Origin of the sequence: Hymenobacter terricola, assembly GCF_017921975.2 — a bacterium.
Taxonomy (GTDB): Bacteria; Bacteroidota; Bacteroidia; order Cytophagales; family Hymenobacteraceae; genus Hymenobacter; species Hymenobacter terricola.
Window position 1 is genome coordinate 66,686 of sequence record NZ_JAGEMO020000016.1, and the last position, 24,154, is coordinate 90,839.

At 65.5% G+C, this 24,154-nt stretch carries 22 protein-coding genes; 15 read left to right on the plus strand and 7 right to left on the minus strand.

All coding sequences use genetic code 11. The features are described from left to right. The first annotated feature begins 108 nt into the window (after nucleotides 1–108). Complete coding sequence (gene hutI / locus J4G38_RS13335; protein WP_210517514.1) at nucleotides 109–1,365, plus strand: imidazolonepropionase; 1,257 nt, start codon at nucleotides 109–111, stop codon at nucleotides 1,363–1,365. 191 nt (nucleotides 1,366–1,556) lie between these two features. On the opposite strand, the gene J4G38_RS13340 is transcribed toward hutI, so the two are convergent. Genes J4G38_RS13340 through J4G38_RS13350 form a run of 3 tightly spaced genes read right to left on the minus strand, consistent with a single transcriptional unit; the run spans nucleotide 1,557 to nucleotide 4,926 of the window. Continuing rightward, nucleotides 1,557–2,543 carry a hypothetical protein gene (locus J4G38_RS13340; protein WP_210517511.1) on the minus strand — a complete coding sequence of 329 codons (987 nt, stop codon included), beginning with the start codon at nucleotides 2,541–2,543 and terminating at the stop codon, nucleotides 1,557–1,559. Nucleotides 2,544–2,578: 35 nt separating this feature from the next. Beyond that, entirely contained in the window at nucleotides 2,579–4,357 is a 1,779-nt protein-coding gene (locus tag J4G38_RS13345) for a hypothetical protein (protein WP_210517508.1), read from the minus strand. Beyond that, nucleotides 4,354–4,926: an RNA polymerase sigma factor gene (locus J4G38_RS13350; protein ID WP_210517505.1), complete on the minus strand. Its 573-nt coding sequence runs from the start codon at nucleotides 4,924–4,926 to the stop codon at nucleotides 4,354–4,356. Before J4G38_RS13350 ends, J4G38_RS13345 begins: the two co-directional genes overlap by 4 nt. A gap of 548 nt (nucleotides 4,927–5,474) precedes the next feature. Between J4G38_RS13350 and J4G38_RS13355 the strand changes: the two genes are divergently transcribed. Then, nucleotides 5,475–6,281 (plus strand): PhzF family phenazine biosynthesis protein, encoded by an 807-nt coding sequence (locus J4G38_RS13355; protein WP_317198201.1) that lies wholly within the window; start codon nucleotides 5,475–5,477, stop codon nucleotides 6,279–6,281. Between the two features lie 76 nt (nucleotides 6,282–6,357). Then, a complete protein-coding gene (locus J4G38_RS13360) occupies nucleotides 6,358–7,434 on the plus strand; it encodes a tetratricopeptide repeat protein (RefSeq protein WP_210517503.1) in 1,077 nt (358 codons plus the stop codon). Nucleotides 7,435–7,553: 119 nt separating this feature from the next. Here the strand turns inward: J4G38_RS13360 and ruvC are convergent, their stop codons facing one another. Next, complete coding sequence (ruvC, locus tag J4G38_RS13365) at nucleotides 7,554–8,225, minus strand: crossover junction endodeoxyribonuclease RuvC (protein ID WP_210517501.1); 672 nt, start codon at nucleotides 8,223–8,225, stop codon at nucleotides 7,554–7,556. Between the two features lie 141 nt (nucleotides 8,226–8,366). Between ruvC and J4G38_RS13370 the strand changes: the two genes are divergently transcribed. The 3 genes from J4G38_RS13370 to J4G38_RS13380 all read left to right on the plus strand — a co-directional run bounded on the left by J4G38_RS13370 (nucleotide 8,367) and on the right by J4G38_RS13380 (nucleotide 11,165). Next, complete coding sequence (locus J4G38_RS13370; protein WP_210517498.1) at nucleotides 8,367–9,326, plus strand: lysylphosphatidylglycerol synthase domain-containing protein; 960 nt, start codon at nucleotides 8,367–8,369, stop codon at nucleotides 9,324–9,326. A 176-nt stretch (nucleotides 9,327–9,502) separates the two neighbouring features. Next, nucleotides 9,503–10,558, plus strand: a complete 1,056-nt coding sequence (locus J4G38_RS13375) for a glycosyltransferase (RefSeq protein ID WP_210517495.1) — start codon at nucleotides 9,503–9,505, stop codon at nucleotides 10,556–10,558. Nucleotides 10,559–10,652: 94 nt separating this feature from the next. After that, a complete protein-coding gene (locus tag J4G38_RS13380) occupies nucleotides 10,653–11,165 on the plus strand; it encodes a c-type cytochrome (protein WP_226163389.1) in 513 nt (170 codons plus the stop codon). Here J4G38_RS13380 and J4G38_RS13385 read toward each other — a convergent pair. Then, entirely contained in the window at nucleotides 11,119–11,880 is a 762-nt protein-coding gene (locus tag J4G38_RS13385; RefSeq protein WP_210517492.1) for a phosphodiester glycosidase family protein, read from the minus strand. The two genes, J4G38_RS13380 and J4G38_RS13385, sit on opposite strands and share 47 nt — an antisense overlap. Nucleotides 11,881–12,024: 144 nt before the next feature. Here J4G38_RS13385 and J4G38_RS13390 point away from each other — a divergent pair, with 144 nt between their 5' ends. Genes J4G38_RS13390 through J4G38_RS13400 form a run of 3 tightly spaced genes read left to right on the plus strand, consistent with a single transcriptional unit; the run spans nucleotide 12,025 to nucleotide 14,840 of the window. Further along, entirely contained in the window at nucleotides 12,025–12,282 is a 258-nt protein-coding gene (locus J4G38_RS13390) for a hypothetical protein (protein WP_210517491.1), read from the plus strand. A gap of 2 nt (nucleotides 12,283–12,284) precedes the next feature. After that, nucleotides 12,285–13,487: an ABC transporter permease gene (locus tag J4G38_RS13395; RefSeq protein WP_210517490.1), complete on the plus strand. Its 1,203-nt coding sequence runs from the start codon at nucleotides 12,285–12,287 to the stop codon at nucleotides 13,485–13,487. Between the two features lie 48 nt (nucleotides 13,488–13,535). Beyond that, on the plus strand, nucleotides 13,536–14,840 hold the full coding sequence (locus J4G38_RS13400; RefSeq protein ID WP_210517489.1) for a PP2C family protein-serine/threonine phosphatase: 1,305 nt from the start codon (nucleotides 13,536–13,538) through the stop codon (nucleotides 14,838–14,840). Between the two features lie 525 nt (nucleotides 14,841–15,365). On the opposite strand, the gene J4G38_RS28970 is transcribed toward J4G38_RS13400, so the two are convergent. Beyond that, nucleotides 15,366–16,895, minus strand: coding sequence for an O-antigen ligase family protein (locus J4G38_RS28970; RefSeq protein ID WP_210517487.1), 1,530 nt, complete (start codon nucleotides 16,893–16,895; stop codon nucleotides 15,366–15,368). Beyond that, a complete protein-coding gene (locus J4G38_RS13410; protein WP_210517485.1) occupies nucleotides 16,892–17,959 on the minus strand; it encodes a GumC domain-containing protein in 1,068 nt (355 codons plus the stop codon). The genes J4G38_RS28970 and J4G38_RS13410 overlap by 4 nt, the downstream gene beginning before the upstream one ends. Nucleotides 17,960–18,181: 222 nt before the next feature. Here J4G38_RS13410 and J4G38_RS28975 point away from each other — a divergent pair, with 222 nt between their 5' ends. From J4G38_RS28975 to J4G38_RS13440, 6 genes are all read left to right on the plus strand, one after another. Continuing rightward, nucleotides 18,182–19,600 carry an oligosaccharide flippase family protein gene (locus J4G38_RS28975; protein ID WP_226163413.1) on the plus strand — a complete coding sequence of 473 codons (1,419 nt, stop codon included), beginning with the start codon at nucleotides 18,182–18,184 and terminating at the stop codon, nucleotides 19,598–19,600. A gap of 117 nt (nucleotides 19,601–19,717) precedes the next feature. Then, nucleotides 19,718–20,863 (plus strand): glycosyltransferase family 4 protein, encoded by a 1,146-nt coding sequence (locus J4G38_RS13420; RefSeq protein ID WP_210517482.1) that lies wholly within the window; start codon nucleotides 19,718–19,720, stop codon nucleotides 20,861–20,863. Nucleotides 20,864–20,959: 96 nt separating this feature from the next. Continuing rightward, nucleotides 20,960–21,505, plus strand: coding sequence for a hypothetical protein (locus J4G38_RS13425; protein WP_210517480.1), 546 nt, complete (start codon nucleotides 20,960–20,962; stop codon nucleotides 21,503–21,505). Continuing rightward, nucleotides 21,505–22,191, plus strand: a complete 687-nt coding sequence (locus J4G38_RS13430; RefSeq protein ID WP_226163391.1) for a polysaccharide deacetylase family protein — start codon at nucleotides 21,505–21,507, stop codon at nucleotides 22,189–22,191. The genes J4G38_RS13425 and J4G38_RS13430 overlap by 1 nt, the downstream gene beginning before the upstream one ends. Further along, nucleotides 22,188–23,306, plus strand: coding sequence for a glycosyltransferase (locus J4G38_RS13435; RefSeq protein ID WP_210517477.1), 1,119 nt, complete (start codon nucleotides 22,188–22,190; stop codon nucleotides 23,304–23,306). Before J4G38_RS13430 ends, J4G38_RS13435 begins: the two co-directional genes overlap by 4 nt. Before the next feature lie 78 nt (nucleotides 23,307–23,384). Continuing rightward, a complete protein-coding gene (locus J4G38_RS13440) occupies nucleotides 23,385–24,152 on the plus strand; it encodes a TatD family hydrolase (RefSeq protein WP_210517475.1) in 768 nt (255 codons plus the stop codon). The last annotated feature ends 2 nt before the right edge of the window (nucleotides 24,153–24,154 follow it).

Sequence of the window (24,154 nt, forward strand, 5' to 3'; positions counted from 1 at the left end):
CGGTGCGGATTTCGTTACGGAAACCACGGCCCGGGCGCCGGAGCCGGCGCAATATATCCGGGGCCGCGCTTAGGGCCGGTTCCGTGGCATCCGCCCTACTTTTACTTCATGTTGCTCTACACCCTCGTCATCCAGCACGCCGCGCAGGTCCTCACCCTGGCCGGCGGCCCCACCAACCGGCCCCTGGCGGGTGCCGACCTCGGCAATTGGACCATTATCGAGCGCGGCTACGTGGCTTGCGTGGGCGATAAAATCGTGGCCGTGGGGCCAATGGATGGCCTGGACCTGGCGCACCTCGGCCCCGAAACCCGCCTCGTGGACGCCACTGGCTGCGTGGTGATGCCCGGCCTGGTGGAATGCCACACCCACCTCGTGTTCGGCGGCAACCGCGCCGATGAGTTCGAGCGCAAGCTGCGCGGCGAGTCCTACCTCGACATTCTGGCCAGCGGCGGCGGCATCCTGAGCACCGTGCGGGCCACCCGCGCCGCCTCCGAAGCCGAGCTATTGGCCAATGCCCTGCATCACCTGGACGGTTTCCGGCGCTACGGCGTGACCACGCTGGAAGCCAAAAGCGGCTACGGCCTCGACCGCGACACCGAGCTGCGCCTCGTGCGCGTGGCCCGTGCGGCCGGCCACCAGCAGCCGGTGCGGGTGGTGCCCACCTTTCTGGGCGCGCACGTGGTGCCGCCCGAATTCAAGGCGGCCGGGCCGCGCGCCTACGTCGATTTTATCCTGCGCGAGGTGCTGTCGGACCTGAAAGGGGAGGCGGCGTTCGTGGATATTTTCTGCGAGCAGGGGGCTTTCCCGCTCGATGTTTCGCGCTACTACCTGGAGCAGGCCCACAAAATGGGCTTCGGCCTGAAAATTCACGCCGAGCAGCTGCACGACCTCGGCGGCTGCGAGATGGCGGCCGAACTGGGCGCTACCAGCGTGGACCATTGCGACTACCTCACGCCCGCCGCCGCCGCCCGCATTGCGCGGCAAACTGCCGGGCAAACCGTGGCCGTGCTGCTGCCCTTGGTGCCGCTCTTTCTGCGGCAGGAAAAATTTGCGCCCGGCCGCGAATTCATCGATAACGGCCTGCCCGTGGCCCTGAGCACCGATTTCAACCCCGGCTCGTGCCCCAGCAAAAACCTCTGGCTGGCGCTTTCCGTGGCCTGCCTCAAAATGGGTTTCACGCCCAAAGAAGCCGTGGCCGCCGCCACCCTCAATGCCGCCTGGGCCATTGCCCGGCAGCCCGATTGCGGCAGCCTGGAGCCCGGCAAGCGCGCCGATATCCTGGTGCTAAATGTGGGCAGCGTGGCCGAAATCCCGTATTGGCTGGGCGAAAACCCGGTGCGCGACGTGTTTATCGGCGGGCAGTAGGCGGCGCTGGGGCGGCAGGGTAGCCGAAACGTCTGCTCCGGTCGGACCGCCCTAGGCGGTCCGACCGGTTTTTGACGGCACGAGGCGGCGCGAACGACAACCGGTCAGACCGCCTAGGGCGGTCGGACCGGAGCAAACGGATACGGCCGTGCAGACACCAGATGAGCATGACGTCCCTTTCTGCTCACTGCTCATAGCTGCCGGATGCGCTGCACAATATCGGCGGCGCTGAGGGCTTGCAGGGGCGGGGCCATCACCGCGTTTTGCTGCCAGGTGTAGCGCTGGGTGCCAAAGTAGAGCTGGCCATCGCGGGCCTGCAGCACAATGGCCTGCACGTCGGTGCCTTCGGGGAAGTGGTTGCTCCACAGCGTAGGGTCGCCGGGGGTGCCGAAGGTGCGGCAGAGGCTGGTGTAGCCGGCCGGCCGCAAGAAAACCCGGGTTTCGGTGGCCCCGGCGGGTACGCGCACCTGGGCCCAGGTCCAGCGGGCGGCGGGGCCGGCGGCCGGGCGCCAGTATTGGTCAAAATTTATCCAGCTGATGGTGTCGAGCGGGAGGGCCGCCGTGTAGAAGCCATTGGCTTGCAGCAGCGGGCTCCAGGCGCTTTGGCCGGTGAGCAGCGCGGGCTGCCACCCGGCCATCGAATCGGCCGGGGCCGCGGCGGGATTGCCGGCCACGGGCAGGTTCCACAAAAACATGCGCGTGGTATCGAGCCCGCCGGTGGGCACGGGGAAGGCCAGGGAAGGCCCGGCCGGAGCGGGGCCCGTGGCCAGGGCCGGCTTCCAGCGCAGGCGCGTGCTGCCCTGCCACACCTGCAGGTTGACTTCGCCCGCCGAAACCAGCAGCCGGTTGGCCGCCAGCGCCACGTTGGTGTTCAGGCCGGCCAGCACCATATCGCCCACCGAGCGCAGCTCCCGCACGCGCAGCTCGGCCCGGCCCGTGGCCACGCTGCCGTTGGGCAGCACGAAGGCATTGGCCGGAAAGCTGAGCGTAGCTCCGGCCGCCGTATGCAGCGTCTGGGGCTGGCTCAGGGTGAAGCCAAACGTTTGAACAGCGGGCGCATTCGGCAGCAGCAGCGAATTAAGCTCGGTAACGGAAGTAGGCGACACGAACAGCAGGGTGTCGTTCTGGCAACCCAGCAGCCAGCCAGCCCCCAGCAAAAGCGGGAAGAATCGTTTCATGAAAAGCAATAAAATGGGTGGTGTGAGGAGCGCCGCTAGTGCAGCCCGTAGGAAACGCCGAGCAGGGTGCTGCCGCCCAGCAAGTACCGGGGTTCAAAGCCGGTGTTGGGCCGGGCCAGCGAGGTGAGAAAAAACGTGGCCGAGGGCTGGGCCAGCAGCTCCCAGCGCGGCGCGAGGCGGTAGCGCAGGTCCACGCCCAGGTTCAGGGCCAGGCTCAGGGGGCGGTAGGGGCTGCCGCTGAGGCCCCAGGCGTGGGTTTCGCAGCCGCAGGCGCTGCCTTCGGTGGTGGCCCCGCCGAGGTACCAGGCCATGTCGGCCCCGGCCAGCAGGCCCAAGCGCAGGTGCCGCCCGCCCGCGCCCAGCTGGTAGCTGAAGCGCACCGGCACCGTCAGGAAGCGGTAAGTGTCGCGCAAGTGCACGGTGCGCACCTGGCCCGAATCGTGGAGTATGGTGCCAACATTGGTGAATATGGGGCTGCTGCCCGCCGGCAGCGCAACGGTTTTCAGGTTGAGGCTGGTGGCGTATTCGTAGTAGCCCAGGCCGGTGCTCACGGCCCAGCGGCCGCTCAGGGCCCGGCGCACCTGCACCTGGGCGCCGTAGCCGATGGCCGCCTGTTCCTGGGCCGGAATGGAGGTGCTTGCGCCCGACTGGTCGTAAAAAGCCAAATTCGCAGCAGCCGAACGGCCGGCCAGCAGCGTCGAGCCAAGCAGGCGGTACGTCACGGCCGGGCCGGCGAGCACCTGCAGGCTCCAGCGCGCATCCGCCGCCGGCAGGTGCGGCGCGGTATCGGCCACGGCCTGCACCAACGGCGTGGCCCACGGCAGTTGCCGCAGCGCCACGGGCCGGCTCCATTCCGCAAAAGAAATGGCGCCGGGCGTGGCCGTTTCGGGAGCTACTGATGCCTTCGGAGATTGGGCCGCACGGGCTACCGCGTCGGGCGTGGCGGCGGCCGGGGCCCCCTCCGGCTGGTGGCGCCGGGAGGCGCCCTGGCGGGCCAAAGAATAACGGGCCGCCCCGGCCGCCGTGGTGAGACCGGCGGTGGAGGTGGACGGAGCGATGGCCGTTTTACGATGGCTGAAATGATGGCGTCGGCCGGCCAGTACAGCGACGGTATCGGAGCTTTGCGCAGCTGTTGCGGTACTGTTTTTTCCCTTGGCAGCACCATTATCGGCCGGCTGATTTAGGCGGGTTGCCTGGGTCCGGCCGGCACGGCTGACCGCTTCATTCGACGCCGCCAGCAAGTGGCCGCTGCGCCGCCGTGAACCTCCGGCCACGCGAGCGGCCGCCAGTATTTCCGGCCGAGGGCCCGCTTTCAAACCGGCAGATTTTCCCACTGAAGCCGAAAAACCGGGCCTGGCCGCCGTTGCGGGGGCGTGCTGGTTGGTTTTGGCGTTAGCGGTAAGGTCAGGCTTGGTTGCGTCGGCAGCGAGGGTGGCCGATGCAGTTGCTTGGGTGGCAGGATGAGACGAATTTGCGGCGCTTGCCGGGGCCGCTGACGTAGAATTCGCGGGCTGCTTGGTGGGGGCTGAAGAGGCAGTAGTGGGTGAAGTTGAAGAAGTAATAGTGGTTTCAGAGCCATTCAAGCCGGTTTTTTGGCCCATTCGCCACCATTGCCAGCTGCCCGTGCTCACCACCAGCAGCAGCAAGGCCAGCAGCGCGGCGCGGCGCTTGCGGCGCCGCAGCTGCGGCGGGGCCACCGGGGGCGGCAGCTGCGCCCGAATGCCGGCCCACAGCTGCGCGGGCGGCTCCTGGCCGTGGTCGGCCAGGCGGTCGCGCAGGGCATCATATAAGTCGTCGGGTTCGCGGTCGGTCATGGTAATTGCGGGGAGTGATGGGCCGCCAGGCGGGTTTCGAGCAGCCGGCGGGCCCGCGCCAGCTGCGATTTGGACGTGCCCTCGGCGATGCCCAGCAGCTCGCCGATTTCCTGGTGGGAGTAGCCTTCCACGGCGTACAGGTTGAGGACGGTGCGGTAGCCGGGCGGCAGCGTGGCGAGCAGCGCCAGCAGGTCGGCGGTGGCCAGGTGGTCCAGCGCCGAGGGCTCGGCGCTGGGCAGGTCGGCCGCCATTTCGTCGAGGGCATCGCCGCCGGGGCCGGGGTGGCGCAGGCGGTGCTGCTCCACGGCGTGCAGCGAGGTGGTGACGGCAATGCGCCGCGCCCAGGCCTCAAACGGCCCCTGCCCCCGGTACTGCTCGAGGCGGGTGAAAATTTTAACGAACGTGTTTTGCAGGGCGTCCTCGGCCTCGGCCCGGTTGGGGCAGTAGCGCAGGCACACCCCCATCAGGCGATAAGCAAGCTGCTGATAAAGCCGGTGCTGCGCCGCCGATTCGCCGCGCCGGCACGCCGCCAGCAAGGCCTCATCGACGGGGGCAACGGGTGGCGGCATAGGGTAGGGAATGGGATAGCAGGTGGGCGGTACCGGCCCGGCCTTGTGCAGCCCTGACCGGCCACCGGCGCGTCCGGTTGCGTGGAGTCAAATTTATTTTAAAAATTGACGGCCAGCCCCGGCGCTTCGCCCAAAAAGGTCGGGCCGCCAGGCTTTTTCAGCGAAGCGCCGGGGGCTGACCCCGGAATTCCGCCCAAAAAGCCCGGCACGCCGCTCAAAAAGCCCGGCACGCCGCTCAAAAAGCCCGGTCTTCCACCAAAAAAGCCCGGCGCGCCGCTTAAAAAGCCCGGCCTTCCGCCCAAAAAGCCCGAGGTTCCGGTCTTTTTGGGCGGAAGGCCGGGGTCGGACCCCGGAATTCCGGGGTCCGACCCCGGCCTTCCGCCCAAAAAGCCCGAGGTTCCGGTCTTTTTGGGCGGAAGGCCGGGGTCGGACCCCGGAATTCCGGGGTCCGACCCCGGCGCATCAGGGGGCGGGCGCGGAGCCCGGCCGGCATCGTTTGCCCGCGCGCCGTATTCTTGCCCCGAAAATCTACGCCAACCGCCCCGCCCGTGATACGCTATTTCCACGTCGACGCCTTCGCCCAAACCCCCTTTGCCGGCAATCCCGCCGGCGTGTGCCCACTCGAAACCGCGCTGCCCGCTGCCCTGATGCAGCAAATTGCCACCGAAAACAGCCTGGCCGAAACCGCTTTTCTCGTGCCCCACGCCGGGGCGCCGGCCGAGTACGACATCCGTTGGTTCACGCCCACCGTCGAAATTGACTTGTGCGGCCACGCCACCCTGGCGTCGGCCCACGTCCTGTTCACGCACCTCGGTTTGCCGGGCTCCGAAGTCATTTTCCATAGCCAGAGCGGCCCGCTGCGCGTCACCCGCGAAGGCTCCGGCCGCCTCACCCTCGATTTCCCTTCGCGCCCGCCCCAGCTGCTGCCCGAAATGCCGGCTGGCCTCGCCGCGGCCCTCGGCGGCGTGCCCCACGCCGTGCTGGCGGCCCGCGACCTGGTGGCCGTGTTTGCCACCGAAGCCGAAGTGGCCGCGCTGCGCCCGGATTTTGCCGCCATCGCCGCGTTCGAGTACGTCGGCCTCATCGCCACGGCACCCGGTGAGGGCGAAATCGACTTCGTGTCCCGGTTTTTTGCGCCCCGCGTGGGCGTGCCCGAAGACCCCGTCACCGGCTCGGCCCACAGCACGCTCATCCCGTTCTGGGCCACCGAACTGGGAAAATCGGAGCTGCGCGCCCGCCAGATTTCGCCCCGGGGCGGCGACCTGTGGTGCCGGCTGCGCGAAGGCGGCCGGGTGGACATTAGCGGCTACGCGGTGACGTATTCGGTGGGGGAGATTATGGTCGGGAAGGGGTAATTAACCATTCGGCTGCTACCCCAATTGACTGGCGCGGCCGCTACCTTGCAGCCGCATTTATATTCTGATTTCTTTGATGAAAGCATTGATTTTTCTGCTGTGGGGCTGCAGCATCGGGGCGGCGGCGGCGCAAGACAACGGCGCCGCCAGCCCCCACGCACTGGTAGAAGAAGGCGTGAAGCTGTACGACGCCGGCAAATACGACGAAGCCGTGGCCAAGTACCAGCAGGCCCTAAAAGCCGCGCCCGGCGACGAAACGGCCACCAGCGAATTGGCCCTCACCTACAACGCTCTCGGCCGCGATGCCGAAGCCGCCAAGCTGTGCGAGAAACTGCTGAAAGCCAACCCCGCCGCCGACCAGAGCGTGTACGTGACCTACGGCAACAGCCTCGACGCGCTGAAAAAGACCAAGGAAGCCAGCCGCGTATACGAACAGGGCCTGAAGCGCTACCCCAATTCGTACTCGCTGCACTACAACCAGGGCGTGGCCCAGGCCACCAGCGGCCAGGCCCCGGCCGCCATCGCCAGCTTTCAGCAAGCCGTGGCCCTGAACCCCGGCCATGCCAGCTCGCACCTGAGCCTGGGTGTGATGCAGCTAAGCAGCCGCGCCCGGGTGCCAGCAGTGCTAGCCCTGGGGCGGTTTTTGGTGTTGGAGCCCCGCAGTGCCCGCGCTACCCAGCGGCTGCCGCTGCTAGACCAGGCCATGACGCAGGGAGTGTCCAAAACGGGCAGTAACGCGGTTACAATCAACATCTCGGAGGATGCGCTGAACGGGACCAATGGCAAGAGCAGCGGGCCGGATAATTTCGGCCCGGCAGAATTGTTGCTGTCCATTTCGGGTGCGGCAGTCCTGAACCTGCCGGCCGGGGCCCCGGTACCCACTGAAATAGAGCAGTTCAGCACCCAGTTCGGTCATTTGTGCAAAACCCTGGGTGAACTGAACGACAAGCAGAAGGGCTTCACCTGGAATTACTACGTGCCCTATTTTGTGGAAATGGAAAAGAAAGGCTACGCGCCCGCCTTCGCCTACCTGAGCCACTCCTCCCAAACCACCGTGCCCGAAGTACAGCAGTGGCTGACCGCGCACCCGGCCGAAGTGGCGGTGTTTCAGGAATGGTCGAAAAACTACGTGTGGCCCAAGCCGCTGGAGTAGCTTTAGCGGGTTGAGATTGGTTCAACTGGATGGCATTGCCGCACTCTAGCTGGCGGTACGGCGAATAGAAAGCGGCATCGGTGGGAACAGCTGTTGAAGCATGGCAGGGCGAACGGCCATCATTTGGGAATGCTTTTCCCCTTAACGCTAGCGGTTCTGGTGGTTTTATTGGCCTTAGTCGCCGTGCTGGCCCCCAGCCGCTCAGGGTTCTCGGCCAGAAATTTGCCCCAGCTTTTGCCGCCGCTGGCGCCGGCGGCATTGCCCTTTTGGTAATGGTGGCACAGGGCCACGGCCAGGGCATCGGTGGCGTCCAGAAAGGTGCTGGCTTGTGCGGCGGGGGGCAGCGTGAGGGTCTGGCGCAGCATGTGCGCCACCTGCTCCTTGGTGGCTGCGCCCGAGCCGGTTACGGACTGCTTCACCTTGGTGGGCGCGTATTCCACGTAGGGAATCTGGCGGGAGAGGGCGGCGGCAATGGCCACGCCCTGCGCCCGGCCCAGCTTGAGCATGCTCTGCACGTTGACGCCGAAAAACGGGGCTTCGATGGCCAGCTCATCGGGCAGGTACTCGTCAATCAGCTCCAGCATGCGGTCGAAAATCCGCTTTAGCTTTACGGCGTGATTCGACCCCAGCGCCTTCATATTGATAACGTCGTAGCACAGCACGTCGACCCGCTGGCCGCGCACCTCAATCAGGGCGTAGCCCATAATCTGGGTGCCGGGGTCGACGCCCATGATGATTTTGGGCAGCAACTCGACGGCGGGAGCGGGGCGGGGGCGAAGGGGGGCAGGCATCTTGCACAAAGCTACGACCCCGGCAAGGCCGCCGCCTCGGCTACTTCAGCGGCAGCCGGCGCCGGGCTACCAATTGCTGCCGACCCGAACTCGCGCCTTCCCGAACCCGAAAACCGCCGGGTCCGGCAGTGGAACCGGCTGGTGTTCTGGGGCAAGATTGGGGTCACGCTGCTCACGCTGGGTCTGCTCTATAACTCCATTTTCGCCGCGCCCGACACGGCGGCGGCCTGGCGGCAGCTGCTGGCCACCACCCTCGGCGGGGCGGGGCGCGGGCCGGTGCTGCTGGCCCTGGCGCTGGTGCCCGCGAACTGGGGCCTAGAGGCCTGGAAGTGGTACCGCCTGGCCCGGCACCTGGAGCCCGTCACGTTCGGGCGCAGCTTCCGGGCGGTGCTGGTGGGCCTCACCCTGGGCTTTGCCACCCCCAACCGCGTGGGCGACTACGCCGGCCGCATCATCGAACTGAAAAGCCGCCGCGTGAGTGCGCTGGGGGCCGTTTTCCTGGGGCGCTACTGCCAGCTGGTGGCCACGGTGCTGGCCGGCGTGGCGGGCCTGCTCTATTTTCTGCTGAAATTTTACCTGAACGGCTACCCGGCCGCCGGGGTGGGCGTGGCCGCGTCGGCGGTGCTGATTAGCGCGCTGGTGCTGGTGCCGCTCTACCGCTCGCAGCTGCTGCTGGCGGCGCTGGGCGTGTGGCGGCCGTTGCGGCGGTTCCGGCCGGCGCTGGCCATCATGCCCACCTATCCGGCGCGGGCGCTGCATGCGGTACTGGCCATTTCGGGGCTGCGCTACGCGGTGTTTTGCGCGCAGTTTATGCTGCTGCTCACGGCGTATGGCGTGGGCGGCTCGCTGGGGCCGGGGCTGGCCGCGGTGGCGGGCACGTTCCTGCTGAAATCGCTGGTGCCCTCGCTCAATGCCCTGGCCGATGTGGGCGTGCGGGAACTGTCGGCCACGCACCTGTTTGGCCTGCTGGGCCAGCCGGCGCTGCCCGTACTCAGCGCTAGTCTGAGCCTGTGGGTCATCAACATTGCCCTGCCCAGCGCGGCCGGGCTGCTGCTGGTGCCGGGCCTGCGGGTGCTGCGCGAAAAGCGGGCGGGCCGATGATGCTGGCCGGAATGAGCCTGCTGGTGCTGCCCGTGTTGTATGCGGGATTGATGGGCTGGCTGCGCGGCGGGTGGGATGCCCTCCCTGGTCACCTCACCCCCCCAGCCCCCCTCTCCAAAAAAGAGGGGGGAGCCACTGCGGCACGTATAAACGAGTCGGCTGGCTCCCCCTCTTTTTTGGAGAGAGGGCTGGGGGGGGAGGTGCCGCTGGGCGGCGAGGCTCCCCTTTTCTCCGTCCTTATCGCCGCCCGCGACGAGGCGGAAAGCCTGCCCCAGCTTCTCCGCGATTTGGCGGCCCAAACCTTGCCCGCCGCGCAATTCGAAGTCCTCATCGCCGACGACCATTCTACCGATGCCACGGCTGCGCTTGTCACCGCAGCGGCTCAGGAAACTGGTTTTTCCCTGCGGCTCATCTCCTTGCCCGCCGCCGAAACCGGTAAAAAAGCCGCCCTGCTCACCGCCCTGCAAGTCGCCCGCGCCCCGTGGCTGGTGTGCACCGATGCCGACTGCCGCCTCGGACCCGGCTGGCTGGCAGCCTACGCGGCTCTAGTGGCTCAACGCCCAAACGCCAACTTTATCAGCGGGCCGGTGCTGCTCACGGGGCCGGCCACGTTCCTGCACATGCTGGTGGGGCTCGAATTCGCGGGGCTGGTGGGCGTGGGCGCGGCCTGCCTGGTCCGCCAGCAGCCCACCATGTGCAACGGCGCCAACCTGGCCTACCGCCGCGCCGCCTTCGAGGCCGTGGGTGGTTTCGCCGATAACGCCCACATTGCCAGCGGCGACGACGAATTTCTGCTGCACAAAATTCACGCGGCTTTTCCCGGCTCCGCATTTTTCCTGGCTAATGCCGCCGCCACCGTGTGCACCGCCGCGCCGTCCACGCTGCGCACGCTGCTGCGCCAGCGGGTGCGCTGGGCCAGCAAATGGCGGCACTACCAAAGCCCCGCGCCACGCCGCCTGGCCCTGCTGGTGCTGGGGGCCAACGTGGCCCTGACTGCCGGGGCAGGAGCGGCGCTGCTGTGGCCCGCACTTTGGCCCTGGATACTGGTGGCCTGGGCCATTAAGCTGGGCGCCGATGCCTGGTTTCTGAGCCCGGTGCTGCGCTTTTTTGGGCAGCGGAAGTGGCTGTGGGGCCTGCTGCCGCTGCAGGTGCTGTACGCGCCGTATGCGCTGGCCGTGGGCACGGCCGGCTGGCGCGGCGGCTACGAGTGGAAGGGCCGGGCGGTGCGGTAGCTGGGCGGGGGGGGGATGCGGTAAAAAAAATACCTGCCGTCGGGCTTGGAAGGTAAATTTGCCGCGTATATATTCCACCTAAGCCCAAGGACTTATGCGCTTCAATTCAGTTGGTTTCGCCCTTTCGGTTGGTATGGCTTTAATCGTCGTGCTGTTTGGTTTCACCTTGTTGAGCGCGGCCGGCCTGGCTGGCTTCGCGGCCGATGAGGCTGAAGTTGCAAAGGCGCAAGGAGGTTGCGGGGTTATTGACAAACCGCTGGCTGCCAATGCTGTCGTAAACCTGCTACCAGCCGAGGCTAAATTGGCAGCTTTGGGCGATGCCCTATTCAAAAATAATTGCGCCCAGTGCCACGCTGTGGATGAGCAGGTAGTTGGCCCGGCCCTGGGCGGCATCACCAGGCGCCGGCCCATCGCATGGATATTGCCCTGGGTGAAGAATTCGAGCAAAGTGGTGGCCAGCGGCGACGAGTATGCCGCCAATCTGTTCAACAAATTCAACAAGCAGCAAATGCCCTCCTTTGCCCTTTCAGACCAGGAAATTGCTTCGATTGTGGCCTATATCAATTCGCAGGAAGGGGCCTTGCCTGCGGTGGCTGCGGTGCGGTAACGCCGATTATTACGCCAAAATCACCGTCGGTCTGGGGCCAGCTGGCGGCTGGCTCATAGGTCCGCGACACAAACCCGTCGAGGTACAGGGCCTGCCGGCAGCCGGCTTTTTTAAAGTAATCAGCGAAGTCGTAGAAGCTTATTTTGGTTCTCGACATTGCCAGAAGCACTTGGTTATTGGGTAGGATTCCCACGCCATTGCGAATTTGCAAATTGGGGGAGCCCGGCCTGAAGGCGGGATGGATTTTGCCGTCGATAACCAGCATGGGGCCCGATTGGGTGGCGTAGGCCACGCGGCCATCGTTACGGAAATCCTCCGTTTTGCAAATGCGGGCGGTGGCCTCCGTTGTGAGGTAAAAAACGCCGTTGGGTTTCAGGTAGAAGTTGCCGGGGCCGGTGGTGGTATCCAGGGGCATGACGGTTTTTTGCGCCTGAATAAATAGCCCCTGGGGCGCGTAATTGGGGTTGAACATGCCCGCATTCATGGCGAAAACGAGGTTCTGGCCGTGCGCGTGGAGCCACTTTTTCAGGCCTTCCAGGCTTTTGAATCGCTGGTTTCGGTCATCTTTCCAATATAGTTTGAGTTGCTGCTGCCGCAAATCGACGCGGTAGCTGATGAAGGCCGGGCGGTTGGCCAGTTGGTGGGCGACGGCCACCAGCCCCGCAACCAGCGCAACGGTCAGGGCAATGAAAAGCAGGACTTTGGACTTGCTCATTGATGTTTTGGCGGAATATGCCCGATAATATTGCCATTATTGCCCTCGGCTGCGATAAATGTAGTAATGCAGGAGGGCCGTTGACCATCATGCCGCCCACCGGGCTTACATTTGCCCCGCTACCTCCACGCGCTCCATTTTCCCGTGACCGACCCCGAATTTGACCTGCTCGACGAACTATATTTCGTCACCCCTTTCCGCACGCTGCTCCAGAAAACCGGCCTGCCCGCGTCAGACCTGGAAAACCAGCTGCGCAACCTGCTGGAGCACGGCCTGATTCGCAGCTACTGGCCCGACCCCGATACCGAGCTGGCCTACGAAACCACCTCCTTCGGCGCCATTGCCCGCGATGCCTCGTACCTGGCCTCCAAGGAAGGCCTGCTGCAGCACAACACCCGCTAGCCGTGGCCACGGCAGTTTCGGCAGCAGCGCCGGCCGCGCCCGTGAGCGCCGCCGCGGCCCGGCCGCCGGGGTACTACGTGCGTCAGCGCCTGTGGCAAAACCGGCCCGCCGTGGCCGGCCTGGCCTTTATTGCCCTCTGCACGCTGGTGGCGCTGCTCGGCTACTGGGTGCTGCCCGACAATTCACCCAACGCCAACCACGGCTTCGTGCAGGTGCAAAAGGAGCGGCCCGGCCTGCGCGTGCTGCTGCTGCGCCAGCCGCTGCCCGACTCGGCCCGCAACGGCCAAAACGCGGATAACATCTTCACTACCTGGCTGCATGGCCGCGAGCCCGCCGTGCAGGAAACGCCCATTGGCGGCTACCAGTTTGCGGGCGACTCCATCATCCTGAAGCCTCTGGGCGTGCATTCGGCCGACGCGGGCCGGCTGCGGCGCGTGGCGCTGGCGGCCGTGGTGGGCCACGCGGGCCCCGCTGCCGAGTTGCGACGTATTACCAAAGAAAGCCACCTGATAACCCGCACCTACGCCCTGGGCACCGACAAAGCCGGGCGCGACGAACTGAGCCGCCTGCTGCTGGGCACGCGCATTTCGCTGGGCATTGGGCTGGTGGCGGTGCTCATTTCGCTGGTGCTGGGCATGGCCGTGGGCGCCGTGGCCGGCTATTTTGGCGGCTGGGTCGATTCGGTGCTGCTGGGCGTGATGACCGTGGTGTGGAGCATTCCGGGCATCATGCTGGTCATCGCCATTTCGCTGGCCCTGGATAGCAAGGGCGTGTGGGTCAGCTTTGTGGCCGTGGGCCTGACCATGTGGGTGGACGTGGCCCGCGTGGTGCGCGGCCAGATGCTGAGCCTGCGTTCGGCCACCTTCGTGGAAGCCGGGCGGGTGCTGGGGCTGCCCACGTCGCGCCTCATTGCGCGGCACCTGCTGCCCAACATGCGCGGGCCGCTCATTGTGCTGGCCACCAGTAATTTTGCCGCCGCCATTCTGCTCGAAGCCGGCCTGAGTTTCCTGGGGCTGGGGGTGCAGCCGCCCGCGCCCAGCTGGGGCCTGATGGTGAAGGAAGGCTACGACCTGCTTGGCACCGAGGCCGGCCTGTGGCTCACGCTGCTGCCGGGCGCGGCCATTTCGCTGCTCGTGCTCAGCTTCAATCTTCTGGGTAACGGCCTGCGCGATGCTTACGACCCGAAAACCCCCGTGGCGGGTTAAGTTTGTACCGTCGGGCGCGTGTTCCATCCACGTTGCTTACCTTACCTCATGGCCTCTGCCGTTCCTCTTTCTGCCGCTGAGCTTTCGGCCGCTTCGGCCGCCCAAATCGCCGCCCGCGACGAGCAGCTCAAGCTGCTGCGGCGGCAGCTGCAGCTCAAGCAGTTCGAGCTGGATACCGTGCTCGGGGTGGCCCACGACATGACGGCCCGCGACCATTCGGTGGATGAGCTCTACCACATGCTGCGCCTCACCCTGCAGGGCCAGCGCAACGTGGTGCAGCTGCTGCTTTTCGCCCACGAGGGCCAGGATTTCCGCGTGCGCCTGGCCCTGGGTTGCGACATGGCTACCGCCGAAAAGCTCAAGCTCACCCGTGCCTTGCTCGATGCCGAAGTGAGAGAACCCCAGGCTGTTGAAGACCTGGGCCTGGGCCCCGCCTGGGACCGGTACGAGCTGGTTTTGCCCATTCTGCGCCTGCGGCAGGTGGTGGCCTACGTGTTTGTGGGCGGCCTGCGCTCCGACTACGACCGCCAGCAGCTCATTCCCTTCCTCACCTCGCTGGCCAACACCCTGATGGGGGCCGTCGAAAACCGCCGCCTGCAGGCCCAGCGCATTGCCGATGCGGCCGTGCGCAAGGAAATCGAAATCGCGCAGGAGGTGCAGGCCATGCTTTTTCCGCGCACCCTGCCCAACGACGGCCACCTGGCCATTGAGCGCAGCTACGTGCCCCACACCGAAATCGGCGGCGACTACTACGACGTGGTCGACATCGATGCCGACCGCCTGCTGCTGTGCGTGGCCGACGTGAGCGGCAAAGGCGTGCCGGCCTCGCTGCTGATGTCGAACTTCCAGGCCGGGCTGCGCACGCTGCTGCGCCAGGGCGTGGAGCTGGCCACCATCGTGCCGGAGCTCAACCATTTGCTGTTTCGCAACTCGGGCGGGGAGAAGTTCATCACCGCTTTCCTCGGCATCTACAACCGCTGCTCGCGCCGTCTGCAGTTCGTTAATGCCGGCCACAACGACCCGCTGCTGCTGGCTGACAACGGCACCGTGCAGCTGCTGAAGGACGGCACCGTCATGCTCGGCATCATGGAAGAGCTGCCCTTGCTGCGGGTAGGCGAGGTCGAAATCCCGCCCCATTCGCTGCTGCTGCTCTACACCGACGGCCTCACCGAGGTGTTCGATGCCGACAGCAACGAGTTTGGCGAAGACGGCGTGCTGGCCGTGCTGCACCGCAACCGCTACCTGCCGCTGCCCAAGCTGCACCAGGAGCTGCTGCGCAGCATCAATGCCTTCAGCGCCCACAACGCCCAGTTTGCCGACGACGTGACGATTCTCAGCTGCCGGTTCAAATGAAGACACTGTTCCATCGGGTTGTGTGGACAACGGGATTTGTGTTCTTGATAGCTGCACAATCCCCTGATTCAGAACCAAGCATTGCTGTGTTGGACCGGGAAAACGGGTTTGGCGGTGTTTGCTTTGGGTGCCTGGATACGCAGGTGCCCAGATTAACCCATACTCCGAGTGGTATTGGCAAGCGGTGGCGTACCACCAAGTTATTCACACGCCAATCTGATACGGTTACGATTAGTGGGCAGGCCGTCGTTCCTACTTACTGGTTTCGTAACCACCATTTTGAAGGCGTAACCATCGATGTAGGGCTCGCTCAGGCCGATGCCGTGTTAGCAGCCCTGAAGCGGAAATACGGCCCTTCTCAGCGCGATACGGCGGAAGCTGAAACGCACTATTGGCTGGGTGCCCGCACGTATATACTGTACGAGCGGACGTACCCCAAATCCCGAGGGTGGGAGCTACACATCAGTAGCTTAGCAATGCTCAATGAGCAAGTAGTGGAAACGGCGGTGCGAAGTCAGGCCCGGGCTAAGCTGGGCTGGCAGCCTGATTCGCTGGGCTTGCCGCGGCAGTTTCCCCGATAGATTCGGTGCCGGGTTCCGCTTCCGCCAGCCACGAGTTGGCCCGAATCAACAAAGCCAGACACACGAAAAATACGGGCCCGATTTTGTCGACTTCCACCAGCTCGTTGAGCGTGAGGTGGAAGACGATGACCACCAGCGAAAGGGCCGCGGCCAGCACCACGCGCCGGATATCGGGCCGGTGGCGGGACTGGTGGTAGAGGCGTTCGGCCTGGAGCAGGGCCGTGGCAATGAGAATGACGAAAAGCAAAAAACCGGGCAGTCCCTGCTCGGCGAGTTGGAGCAGGAAGTAGTTGTGGGTGGTTGATTTTTCGGGGTTGTCGCTCACGTAGGTGCGGAAGCTTTTTACCGTGTAGCGCTTGTACTCGGGGTAAAAAGTGGCCGCGCCGCTGCCCACCAGGGGTTTGTCGCCAATCATGCGGGCGGCGGCCACCCAGCGGTACACCCGCTCCATGCCCGACACGTCCTGCAATTTGTAGGTGGCTTCGAGGTGCTTCTCGAAATTTTGGCCGTTGAACACCGTGCGCTCGTAGTTGGGCGCGTATTCCATGAAATTATCGCCGCTCACGAAGTACACCACCGTGAGCGAGGTGCCCACGGCCACGGCCAGCAGCACGAGCCGCGTGAGCCGCAGGCGCATCACCAGGTAAAACAAGCCCGCAATCGGAATCGACAGAATGGAAGCCCGCGTGTAGGACGTGAGCAGGCCGAACAGCAGAATGCCCAGCGCCACCCGCCAGGCCAGCCGCGCGCCCATGTGGCGCGTGGCCTGCATGGCAAACCAGCAAAACGGAATCAGCAGCGCCAGCATGGTGGCGTAGATGACGTGGTTGCGAAAAAACGGATGCAGCGCCCAGTTAATCTGCTCGAAGGTGAAGCCCTTGGTGGCGTGGCGGCTGGCCACGTAAAACACGCTCAGACAGGCCCCGGCCGCGTACAGCGCCGCGAAGCGCCACGCCTCCTGGGGCCGTCGCACGATGAGCAGCGTGCCCACCAGAAACGGCCCGATGTACCACACCTTGGCCAGCAGGTACTTGATGGACTTCACCTTATCGACCGAAAAAACCGTGTCGACGGCCGTCCAGAGCAGCATCAGGGCCAGAATGATTACCAGCGGGTGCAGCCATTCGCGGCGGGGCAGGTGCCCCACGCCCAGCATGAGCGCGCCCCCCACGCAGGCCGTGAGGGCCAGCATCAAGGGCTCGGAGGGCACGTCCATGCTCAGGCCGCCGAAGAGGCTGATTTCCTGGGTGAACGGCAGAATGAAAAACAGCAGATAGTATATCCAGCGCCATTCTACCAGCGCTACCAGCAGGCCCACGGCCAGCAGGGCGGGCAGGAGCAGGGCCGGCAGCTGGGCCAGCGCCGCCGCCGCGCCGCCCACCAGCAGCAGCCCCACAAACCCCATGAAGAGGAATTGCGGCCCGTCGAACCGTTGCCGAAGCCGGTGCAGCAGCGAGTTCAGCGAGGGGTTCACGCGGGGCGGATGGCCGCGGGCCGGTTGTGGCGGTAGAGCTCCAGCAGCGCGATAACGACTATCGAGAGCGCGAACGTGAGCAGCATGGAACCCAGCACGATGAGCGAGCGCACGGGCTTGAATTTTTTGGTGGCCGGGTAGGCTTTCTGCACCAGGTATACGCTCGAAATCCGCCCTTTGATGCTCAGCTCGGCCGATTCGTAGGCCGAGCGGGCCCCGATGAGGCGGCTCTGCAGGTCAGCCACACGGGTCGTGAACATGGCCAGCGAGTCGGTGCCGGCCACGTAGCTTTCCAGGTTGATGAGGTTGCCGCCGTCGGCGCGGGTGAGGCCGCGCAGGGAGCGTTTCAGGCCGGCCACATCGCCGCCGCTGGCTTCGGCTTTGCGCAGCGCGGCTTCGGTTTCGATGAGCTGCTTCACCATGTAGCGGCCCTGCATTTCGAGGCCAAAAATGCCGTAGTGGCGGCGGGCACCAACTAATTCGCGGCGGCTGCGCTCAAAGCTAGTGCTCAGGTATTCGTAGCGCTGGCGGTAGAGGTCGAGCACGTGGCGGCGGTTTTCCAAGGTCAGCTGCTGGTTCACCGAGTCGATGACCTGCACCAGCGTGTTGGCAACCTGGGCGGCCAGTTTTTTATCCTTGTCGATGAACGTTAGCTCGATGGCGTCGCGCTCGTTGTGCACGATGGACAGGTTGCCGGTAAACTCGCTCAGCACGTAGTTGTCGGTGGCATCGTCGCCGGGCGCGCCGGCCTTATAGTGCTTGTAAAGGTCGAATTTTTTGATGACCAGCTCGGCCACTGGCTGCGATTCACCGATGGTGATGGCCCGGTCCAAATCTTCGGCCCGGCCGCCGAGCTCCAGCTTACCGCCTTCCACAAGCCGGTCAGGGTCAGTGGTTTGCGGGTTGGTGGGGATGAAAATAGCGGTGGACCGGTACACGTTGGGCAGTAGCAGCGAGACTACAATGCTGACGAGAGCGGCCAGGGCAACGGCCCCGGCCACGAGGTTTTTCCAGCGGTTGATAATGGGCCCGAGGCCCACCAGCGAGAAAGAAGGTGCAGACATACAGAAGGGAACGCCACTCAACCCGGCACGTGTAATTAATTGAGCGGGAAGCGGGAAAGTGGCGGGCAAAGATAGCCGGAAAATGGCCCGGTGCGGTAGTTTTTGCGGCTGCCCCGGCGTGGTGCGTAGCTTTGCGAAACTGGCACCGGGTGCCGGTTTTCGAATTCTGGTCTTTCCTCTGGCTCTAGCTCCCTCGTCGGCATCAAACGGTTTTTCGGCAATATCAGCTTCGTCGTCCTGCTCAACCTGCTGGTGAAACCCGGCTGGGTGGTGGTCGAAAACCTGGTGCAGGACCGGCTCGGGCACGCCACATTTGGGCTCATCACGGCGCTTTCGGCCCTCACGCTGGTGGTGGCCGCCATCTCCGATTTGGGCCTCACGCCCTATTCCGTGCAGCGGGTGGCCGCCGAGCCCCGCTTCATGGCCGAAACCTTCCCCACGCTGCTGCCCCTGCGCGGGGCGCTCAACTTTGTGGCCCTGGCCGCCATGCTGGCCGTGGGCTGGGTGCTGGGCTACCGCGGCTCCGAGCTGCTGCTGCTGCTGCTGGCCGTGGGCGCGGCGCTGCTGCTGGCGCAGTACGGGCAGTTTTTGCGCGGCACCCTGCAGGCCCACCAGAAATTCAATACCGACGCCGTGCTCTCGGTGGTGGAGAAATTTCTGCTGCTCGGGGCCGTGCTGGTGCTCATTCCCATTGGCCTCACGCTGCCCAACTACGTGGGGGCGCGGCTGGCGGCGGCGGCCCTCTCCACGGCCCTGCTCTACGGGCTGATGACGCGCTTTTTCGGCCGGGTGCGGTACCGCTGGCACGGCCCGCTGGCCCGCACTGCCCTGCGTGCCAGCCTGCCCTTCGCCCTCATGACGCTGCTCTACGGGGTAAATGAGCGCATCGACATGGTGATGCTCGAACGCCTGGCCTCACCCACCGAGGCCGGCTACTACGCCGGGGCCTACCGCTGGGTCGATGCCGTGATGATGTACGCCTGGACGGTGCTGCCGCTGTTTTTTGCCAAGTTTGCCAGCGTGCCGAAGGATGCGGTGGCCCAGCGCCAGCTGCTCTGGTTCGGGCAGCGCGTGCTCACGCTGCCGCTGCTGTTTGTGGTGGCCTTCGTGCTGTTTCGGGGCGAGGTGGTGTTCTGGCAGTTCAGCCACAGCAGCCCGGCCGAAGTGGCCCGCATGACGCTCTGCCTGAAGATATTGTTCGTTAACGTGCTGGTGCACGCCTTCTTCGCCATCTACAGCACGCTGCTCACCAGCACCACCCACGAGCGGGCCGTGAGCTGGCTGGTGGCCGGCAGCATCATCCTCAACATCGGCCTGAACCTGGTGTTTCTGCCGCGCTTCGGGGCCGTGGCCGCTTCGGTCGATACACTTATTTGCGCGGCGGCCGTGTCGGTGGGCTACCTGGTGCTGGTGGCGCGGCGCACGAGCGTGGGGGTGCCCTTCGGCTTGCTGGCCCGGCTGCTGCTGGCGTTTGGGCTGCTGTGCGGGGCGTGGTACGGGCTGCAGTATGGCCTGGGCCTGCGCTGGTGGGTCGAAGCCGGCATCATGGCCGTGGTGTTTGGGCTGATTGTGCTGGGCACCGGGCTGGTGCGCGGCAGCGAAATCGACCAGCTGCTGCCGAGAGGACGAGTTGAAAATTGAGAATTAAAAAGAACGTCATGCTGAGCGGAGCCGAAGCATCTCTACCGCGCAAGTAATTAATTAGTGTTGAGGTAGAGATGCTTCGGCAGGCTCAGCATGACGTTCACCATCATTCATATGTCAGCCCTTCACGTCGCCGTCAATACCCGTTTTCTGCTGCCGGGGGCCCACCTGGAAGGCATCGGCCGCTTCAGCTTCGAAACGCTGAGCCGGCTGGTGGCTCAGCATCCGGACGTGACCTTCCACTTCCTGTTCGACCGCGCTTTCGACCCGCGCTACCTGTTTGGGCCGAATGTGGTGCCGCACGTGCTGCCCCCGCCGGCGCGGCACCCGTTCCTGTACCTGGCGTGGTTTGAGGGTGCGGTGGCCCTGTGGCTGGCGCGCCACCGCCCGGCCGCCTTCCTCAGCCCCGACGGTTTCACGACGCTGAATACCCGTGTGCCCCGCGTGACGGTGCTGCACGACCTGGCCTTCGAGCATTTCCCGCTCGACGTGGGCCTGCTGACGCGCAAGTATTACCTCTTTTTTACGCCTCGTTTCGCCCGCGCCTCGCAGCAGCTCGTGGCCGTTTCCGAAGCCACCAAGGCCGATATCGTCAAGACCTACGGCGTCGCGCCCACCAAAATCAGCGTGGCCTACAATGCGCCCGCCGAGCTGTTTCGGCCCCAGCCCGAGGCCGCGCAACGGGAAATCCGGCGACGCTTCAGCCACGGGCAGCCGTATTTTTTGTTTGTGGGCGCCCTGCAGCCGCGCAAAAACCTGGGCAACCTGCTGCGAGCCTTCGATGCGTTTAAAACCGACGGCGGCCCGACCGTGGCCGCCGCGCAGCTGCTCATCGTGGGCCGCAAAGCCTGGAAAGCCGGCCCCATTCTCAACGCCTACCAGCAGATGCGCCACCAAAACGCGGTGCATTTCACTGGCCGCGTGGCCGATGCCGAGCTGGCCGGCCTGTATGCCGCCGCGCGGGCCACGGTGTACGTGCCTTATTTCGAGGGATTTGGCATTCCCATCGTCGAGGCCCAGGCCAGCAGCTGCCCGGTGCTTACTTCCAACGTCAGCTCGATGCCGGAAGTAGCCGGCGCCGGCGGCGCGCTCCTCGTCGACCCGCACGAGGCTGCCAGTATTGCCGCCGGCCTCGCCCGGCTGTGGGCCGATGCGGCGCTGCGCCAGCAGCTCGTGGCCCAGGGCCACGCCAACCTCAGCCGGTTTTCCTGGGCAGCTAGTGCCGAGGTGCTGTGGCAGGCCCTGTTGAAGGCAATGTAGAACGAGGGATGAGAAATTTTGGCTCAACAGGCCTTTTTCGCGTTTCTTCATTCCTCGTTCGTCGTTCCGCATTGAGCCCGGCGTTACTTTTGCGTTATGGCCCGTTCGCACCCGTATAATTTTGCCCACGTGCTGCTGCCGCAGCTGGCCTGGCGCCGTCCGGTTTCGGTGCGCCGCGAGCTGAGCGACCCTTACCTGGCCCGCGAGCTGCTGCACTACGTGTGGGACAAAGCCGCCGAAAACCTGTCTGCCGCCGAGAAAGTTGTGCCCAAAGGCCTGCGCCTGAGCTGGCACGAAGTGGCCGGCCGCGTCACGGCCCTGTTTCACCTGCCGCCGCCCCAGGCCACCATGGAAGCGCATTTTTCGGCCCTCGTATACGAGGAAGACGACGAGCCCGCCGAAACCGAAGCCGAAGAAACGCGGCCCCGCTACTTCACCCTGGAAGCCACTTTGGGCCTGAATGGCCCCACTGGCACGCCCACCGTGGTAGGGGAGTGGGCCGGCGACATGCACCGCCACCTGGGCCGCGGCCCCGCCGGTGGCCAGCCCGATACCGCCGACACGTTCCTCGAAGTGCTGGCGGCCGTGCTCGGCCCGCTGCCCGATACGAGCGTGCCGTTTATGCGCATCGTGCGCTCCTGATGCCCATGCGTGCCCGGCTCGACGCGGCCCTGCTCACCCGCCCGCCCCGGTTGCTGCACGCGCTGCTGCCCGGCTGCGAGTGGACCGGCCCGCGCCACACGCCCGCCGGCGCGCCGGTGCTGTACCTCACCTTCGACGACGGCCCCATTCCCGAAGAAACGCCCTGGGTGCTGGAGCAATTGGCTCTTTACAACGCCCAGGCCACGTTTTTTTGCGTGGGCCAGAACCTGGAGCGCTACCCCGAAATTGCCCGCGCCGCCCTTGCCGCGGGCCACCGGCTGGGCAACCACACCCACTACCACCGCAGCGCCTGGGCCTCCGCCCGCGCTGAGTATCTGGACGGTATTGCCGATTGCCAGACCGTGCTAGCCGAAGTGGGCGTGGACCCGGCCGGCGCTGCTGGGGCACAGAAGCGGCTCTTCCGGCCGCCGTATGGCCGGCTCACCTGGTCGCTTTTGCAGGCGCTGCGGCCGGAGTTTCGGCTGGTGATGTGGTCGGTGCTGACGCGGGACTACGACCCGGATTTGAGCCCGGAAAACTGTTTGCAGTTCACCTTGGCGGCGGTTCGACCCGGCGACATTCTGGTGTTTCACGACAGCCGGAAGGCCAGCGCGCGGCTGCGGTTTGTGCTGCCGCGGGTGTTGGCGCACTTCGTGGAAAGGGGGTATCAGTTCTCGACGCTGTGAGGGGCTTGCTGCTGGCTTTCCTGCCGGGCTTTCTGGTGCTCTGGCTGCTGGGCATGGCTTACACTGCCTGGCGCTTCGCCACCCGGCAAGGCACCAAACCTGTTGCGCCGCTGCCCGCGCCACTGCCCCGCGTGAGCGTGCTCATCGCCGCCCGCGACGAAGAGGCAGCCCTGCCGCGCTGCTTAGCCAGCTTGCGGGCCTTGAATTACCCGCAGGAGCTGCTGGAAATCCTGGTTGGCGACGATGCCAGCACCGACCGCACGGCGGCCGTGGCCGAGGCGGCTATGCAGGGGTTTGCGGGTTCTTTTCGGGTCATTTCCATCTCCGAAACGCTGGGCCAGGCCCGCGGCAAGGCCAACGTGCTGGCGCACCTGGCCCGGCAGGCCACCACCGATTTTTTCTTCATCACCGACGCCGACATCAGCTTGCCCGCGACCTGGATTACGGCCCTGCTGGCCCCGGCCGCGCCGGGTATGGGCACGGTTACGGGCATCACGGCCGTGCGGGGGCCGCGGCTGTTTCACCAGCTGCAGGGCATCGACTGGCTGCTGTCGTTGAGCATGGTGCAGGTGGTGAGCGACCTGGACCGGCCCGTGACGGCCATGGGCAACAACATGCTGGTGACCCGCGCCGCCTACGAAGCCACCGGCGGCTACGAGGCGCTCCCCTTCTCCGTGACCGAGGATTTTGCCCTGTTCCGGGCCGTGCTGGCGGCGGGCTACGGTTTTCGGCAGGTATTCAACGCCGAAGTAAGGGCCGATTCGCTGCCCATGCCCACCTGGCCGGACTTGCTGAAGCAGCGCCGCCGCTGGCTGCGCGGGGTGGAGGGGCTGCCGCTGCGCCTGCGGCTGGAGCTGCTGTTTTTCAGCGGGTTTTGGCCCGCGCTGCTGGGGCTGGCGTGGCTGGCAGGGCCAGGACTGGCGCTTGTTTTTTGGGGTGCGAAAGTGCTGGTGCAGGCCGTGTTGGCATATTTTGCGCACCGCCGGGCCGGCCTGCGGCTGCGCTGGTGGCTGTTGCCGCTGTTCGAGCTTTACACCCTGGCGTTGGCGGTGGCAATTCTGGGGTTTCAGCTGTTTGGTGGGGCGGTGGTGTGGAAGGGGCGGCGCTACGAGTGAGCGGGCCTGGCACTCGGCGCTGGCCACCGTTTAGCGCGCAGCGCGTAACTGGGACCAGGGTGGTAGTTTTGCGTTCCTATGCACATCACCGATTCGCACGCCCACCTTTATTCTGAACAGTTCAAGCCCGACCGGCTCGATGCGCTGCGCCGCGCCCAGGAGGCGGGGGTGCGCACCATTGTGATGCCCAACGTGGACCATTCCAGCATCGACGCGATGATGGAGCTGGAGGCCCAGGCCCCGGAAACCTGCTTCGCCATGATGGGCCTGCACCCGTGCTCGGTCACGCGCAGCTTCGAGCAGGATTTGTACGAGGTGGAAACCTGGCTGGGCCGCCGGCCCTTTGCCGCCGTAGGCGAAGCGGGGCTGGACCTGCACTGGGACAAAACCCTGCTGGCCGAGCAGCAGGAAGCCCTGAAAATTCAGCTCAACCTGGCTAAAAGGCACAACCTGCCCATCGTGCTGCACACCCGCGAGGCCTTCGCCGAAACCGTGGCCCTGGTGGAAGCGGCCCAGGACGGCACCCTGCGCGGCGTGTTTCACTGCTTTTCGGGCACGCCGGCGGAGGCGGAGCAGGTCATCAGGCTGGGCTTTATGCTGGGCATTGGCGGGGTGGCCACGTTCAAAAACGGCGGGGCCGATAAGGTGTTGCCCGGCATTGGGCTGGAGCACTTGCTGCTCGAAACCGACTGCCCCTACCTGGCGCCCGTGCCGCACCGGGGCAAGCGCAACGAGCCCGCCTACCTGCCGCTGGTGCTGCGCCGCGTGGCCGAGCTGCTGGGCAAGGACGTGGCCGAAGTGGCCGATGCCACCACGCGCAACGCGGCCGCGCTGTTCAATCTGTAGCC

Coding starts and splice junctions, on each gene's coding strand:
- hutI (WP_210517514.1), top strand. CDS start 109: ATGTTGCTCTACACCCTCGTCATCCAGCACGCCGCGCAGGTCCTCACC.
- J4G38_RS13340 (WP_210517511.1), bottom strand. CDS start 2,543: ATGAAACGATTCTTCCCGCTTTTGCTGGGGGCTGGCTGGCTGCTGGGT.
- J4G38_RS13345 (WP_210517508.1), bottom strand. CDS start 4,357: ATGACCGACCGCGAACCCGACGACTTATATGATGCCCTGCGCGACCGC.
- J4G38_RS13350 (WP_210517505.1), bottom strand. CDS start 4,926: ATGCCGCCACCCGTTGCCCCCGTCGATGAGGCCTTGCTGGCGGCGTGC.
- J4G38_RS13360 (WP_210517503.1), top strand. CDS start 6,358: ATGAAAGCATTGATTTTTCTGCTGTGGGGCTGCAGCATCGGGGCGGCG.
- ruvC (WP_210517501.1), bottom strand. CDS start 8,225: ATGCCTGCCCCCCTTCGCCCCCGCCCCGCTCCCGCCGTCGAGTTGCTG.
- J4G38_RS13380 (WP_226163389.1), top strand. CDS start 10,653: ATGCGCTTCAATTCAGTTGGTTTCGCCCTTTCGGTTGGTATGGCTTTA.
- J4G38_RS13385 (WP_210517492.1), bottom strand. CDS start 11,880: ATGAGCAAGTCCAAAGTCCTGCTTTTCATTGCCCTGACCGTTGCGCTG.
- J4G38_RS13400 (WP_210517489.1), top strand. CDS start 13,536: ATGGCCTCTGCCGTTCCTCTTTCTGCCGCTGAGCTTTCGGCCGCTTCG.
- J4G38_RS13410 (WP_210517485.1), bottom strand. CDS start 17,959: ATGTCTGCACCTTCTTTCTCGCTGGTGGGCCTCGGGCCCATTATCAAC.
- J4G38_RS13420 (WP_210517482.1), top strand. CDS start 19,718: ATGTCAGCCCTTCACGTCGCCGTCAATACCCGTTTTCTGCTGCCGGGG.
- J4G38_RS13425 (WP_210517480.1), top strand. CDS start 20,960: ATGGCCCGTTCGCACCCGTATAATTTTGCCCACGTGCTGCTGCCGCAG.
- J4G38_RS13430 (WP_226163391.1), top strand. CDS start 21,505: ATGCCCATGCGTGCCCGGCTCGACGCGGCCCTGCTCACCCGCCCGCCC.
- J4G38_RS13440 (WP_210517475.1), top strand. CDS start 23,385: ATGCACATCACCGATTCGCACGCCCACCTTTATTCTGAACAGTTCAAG.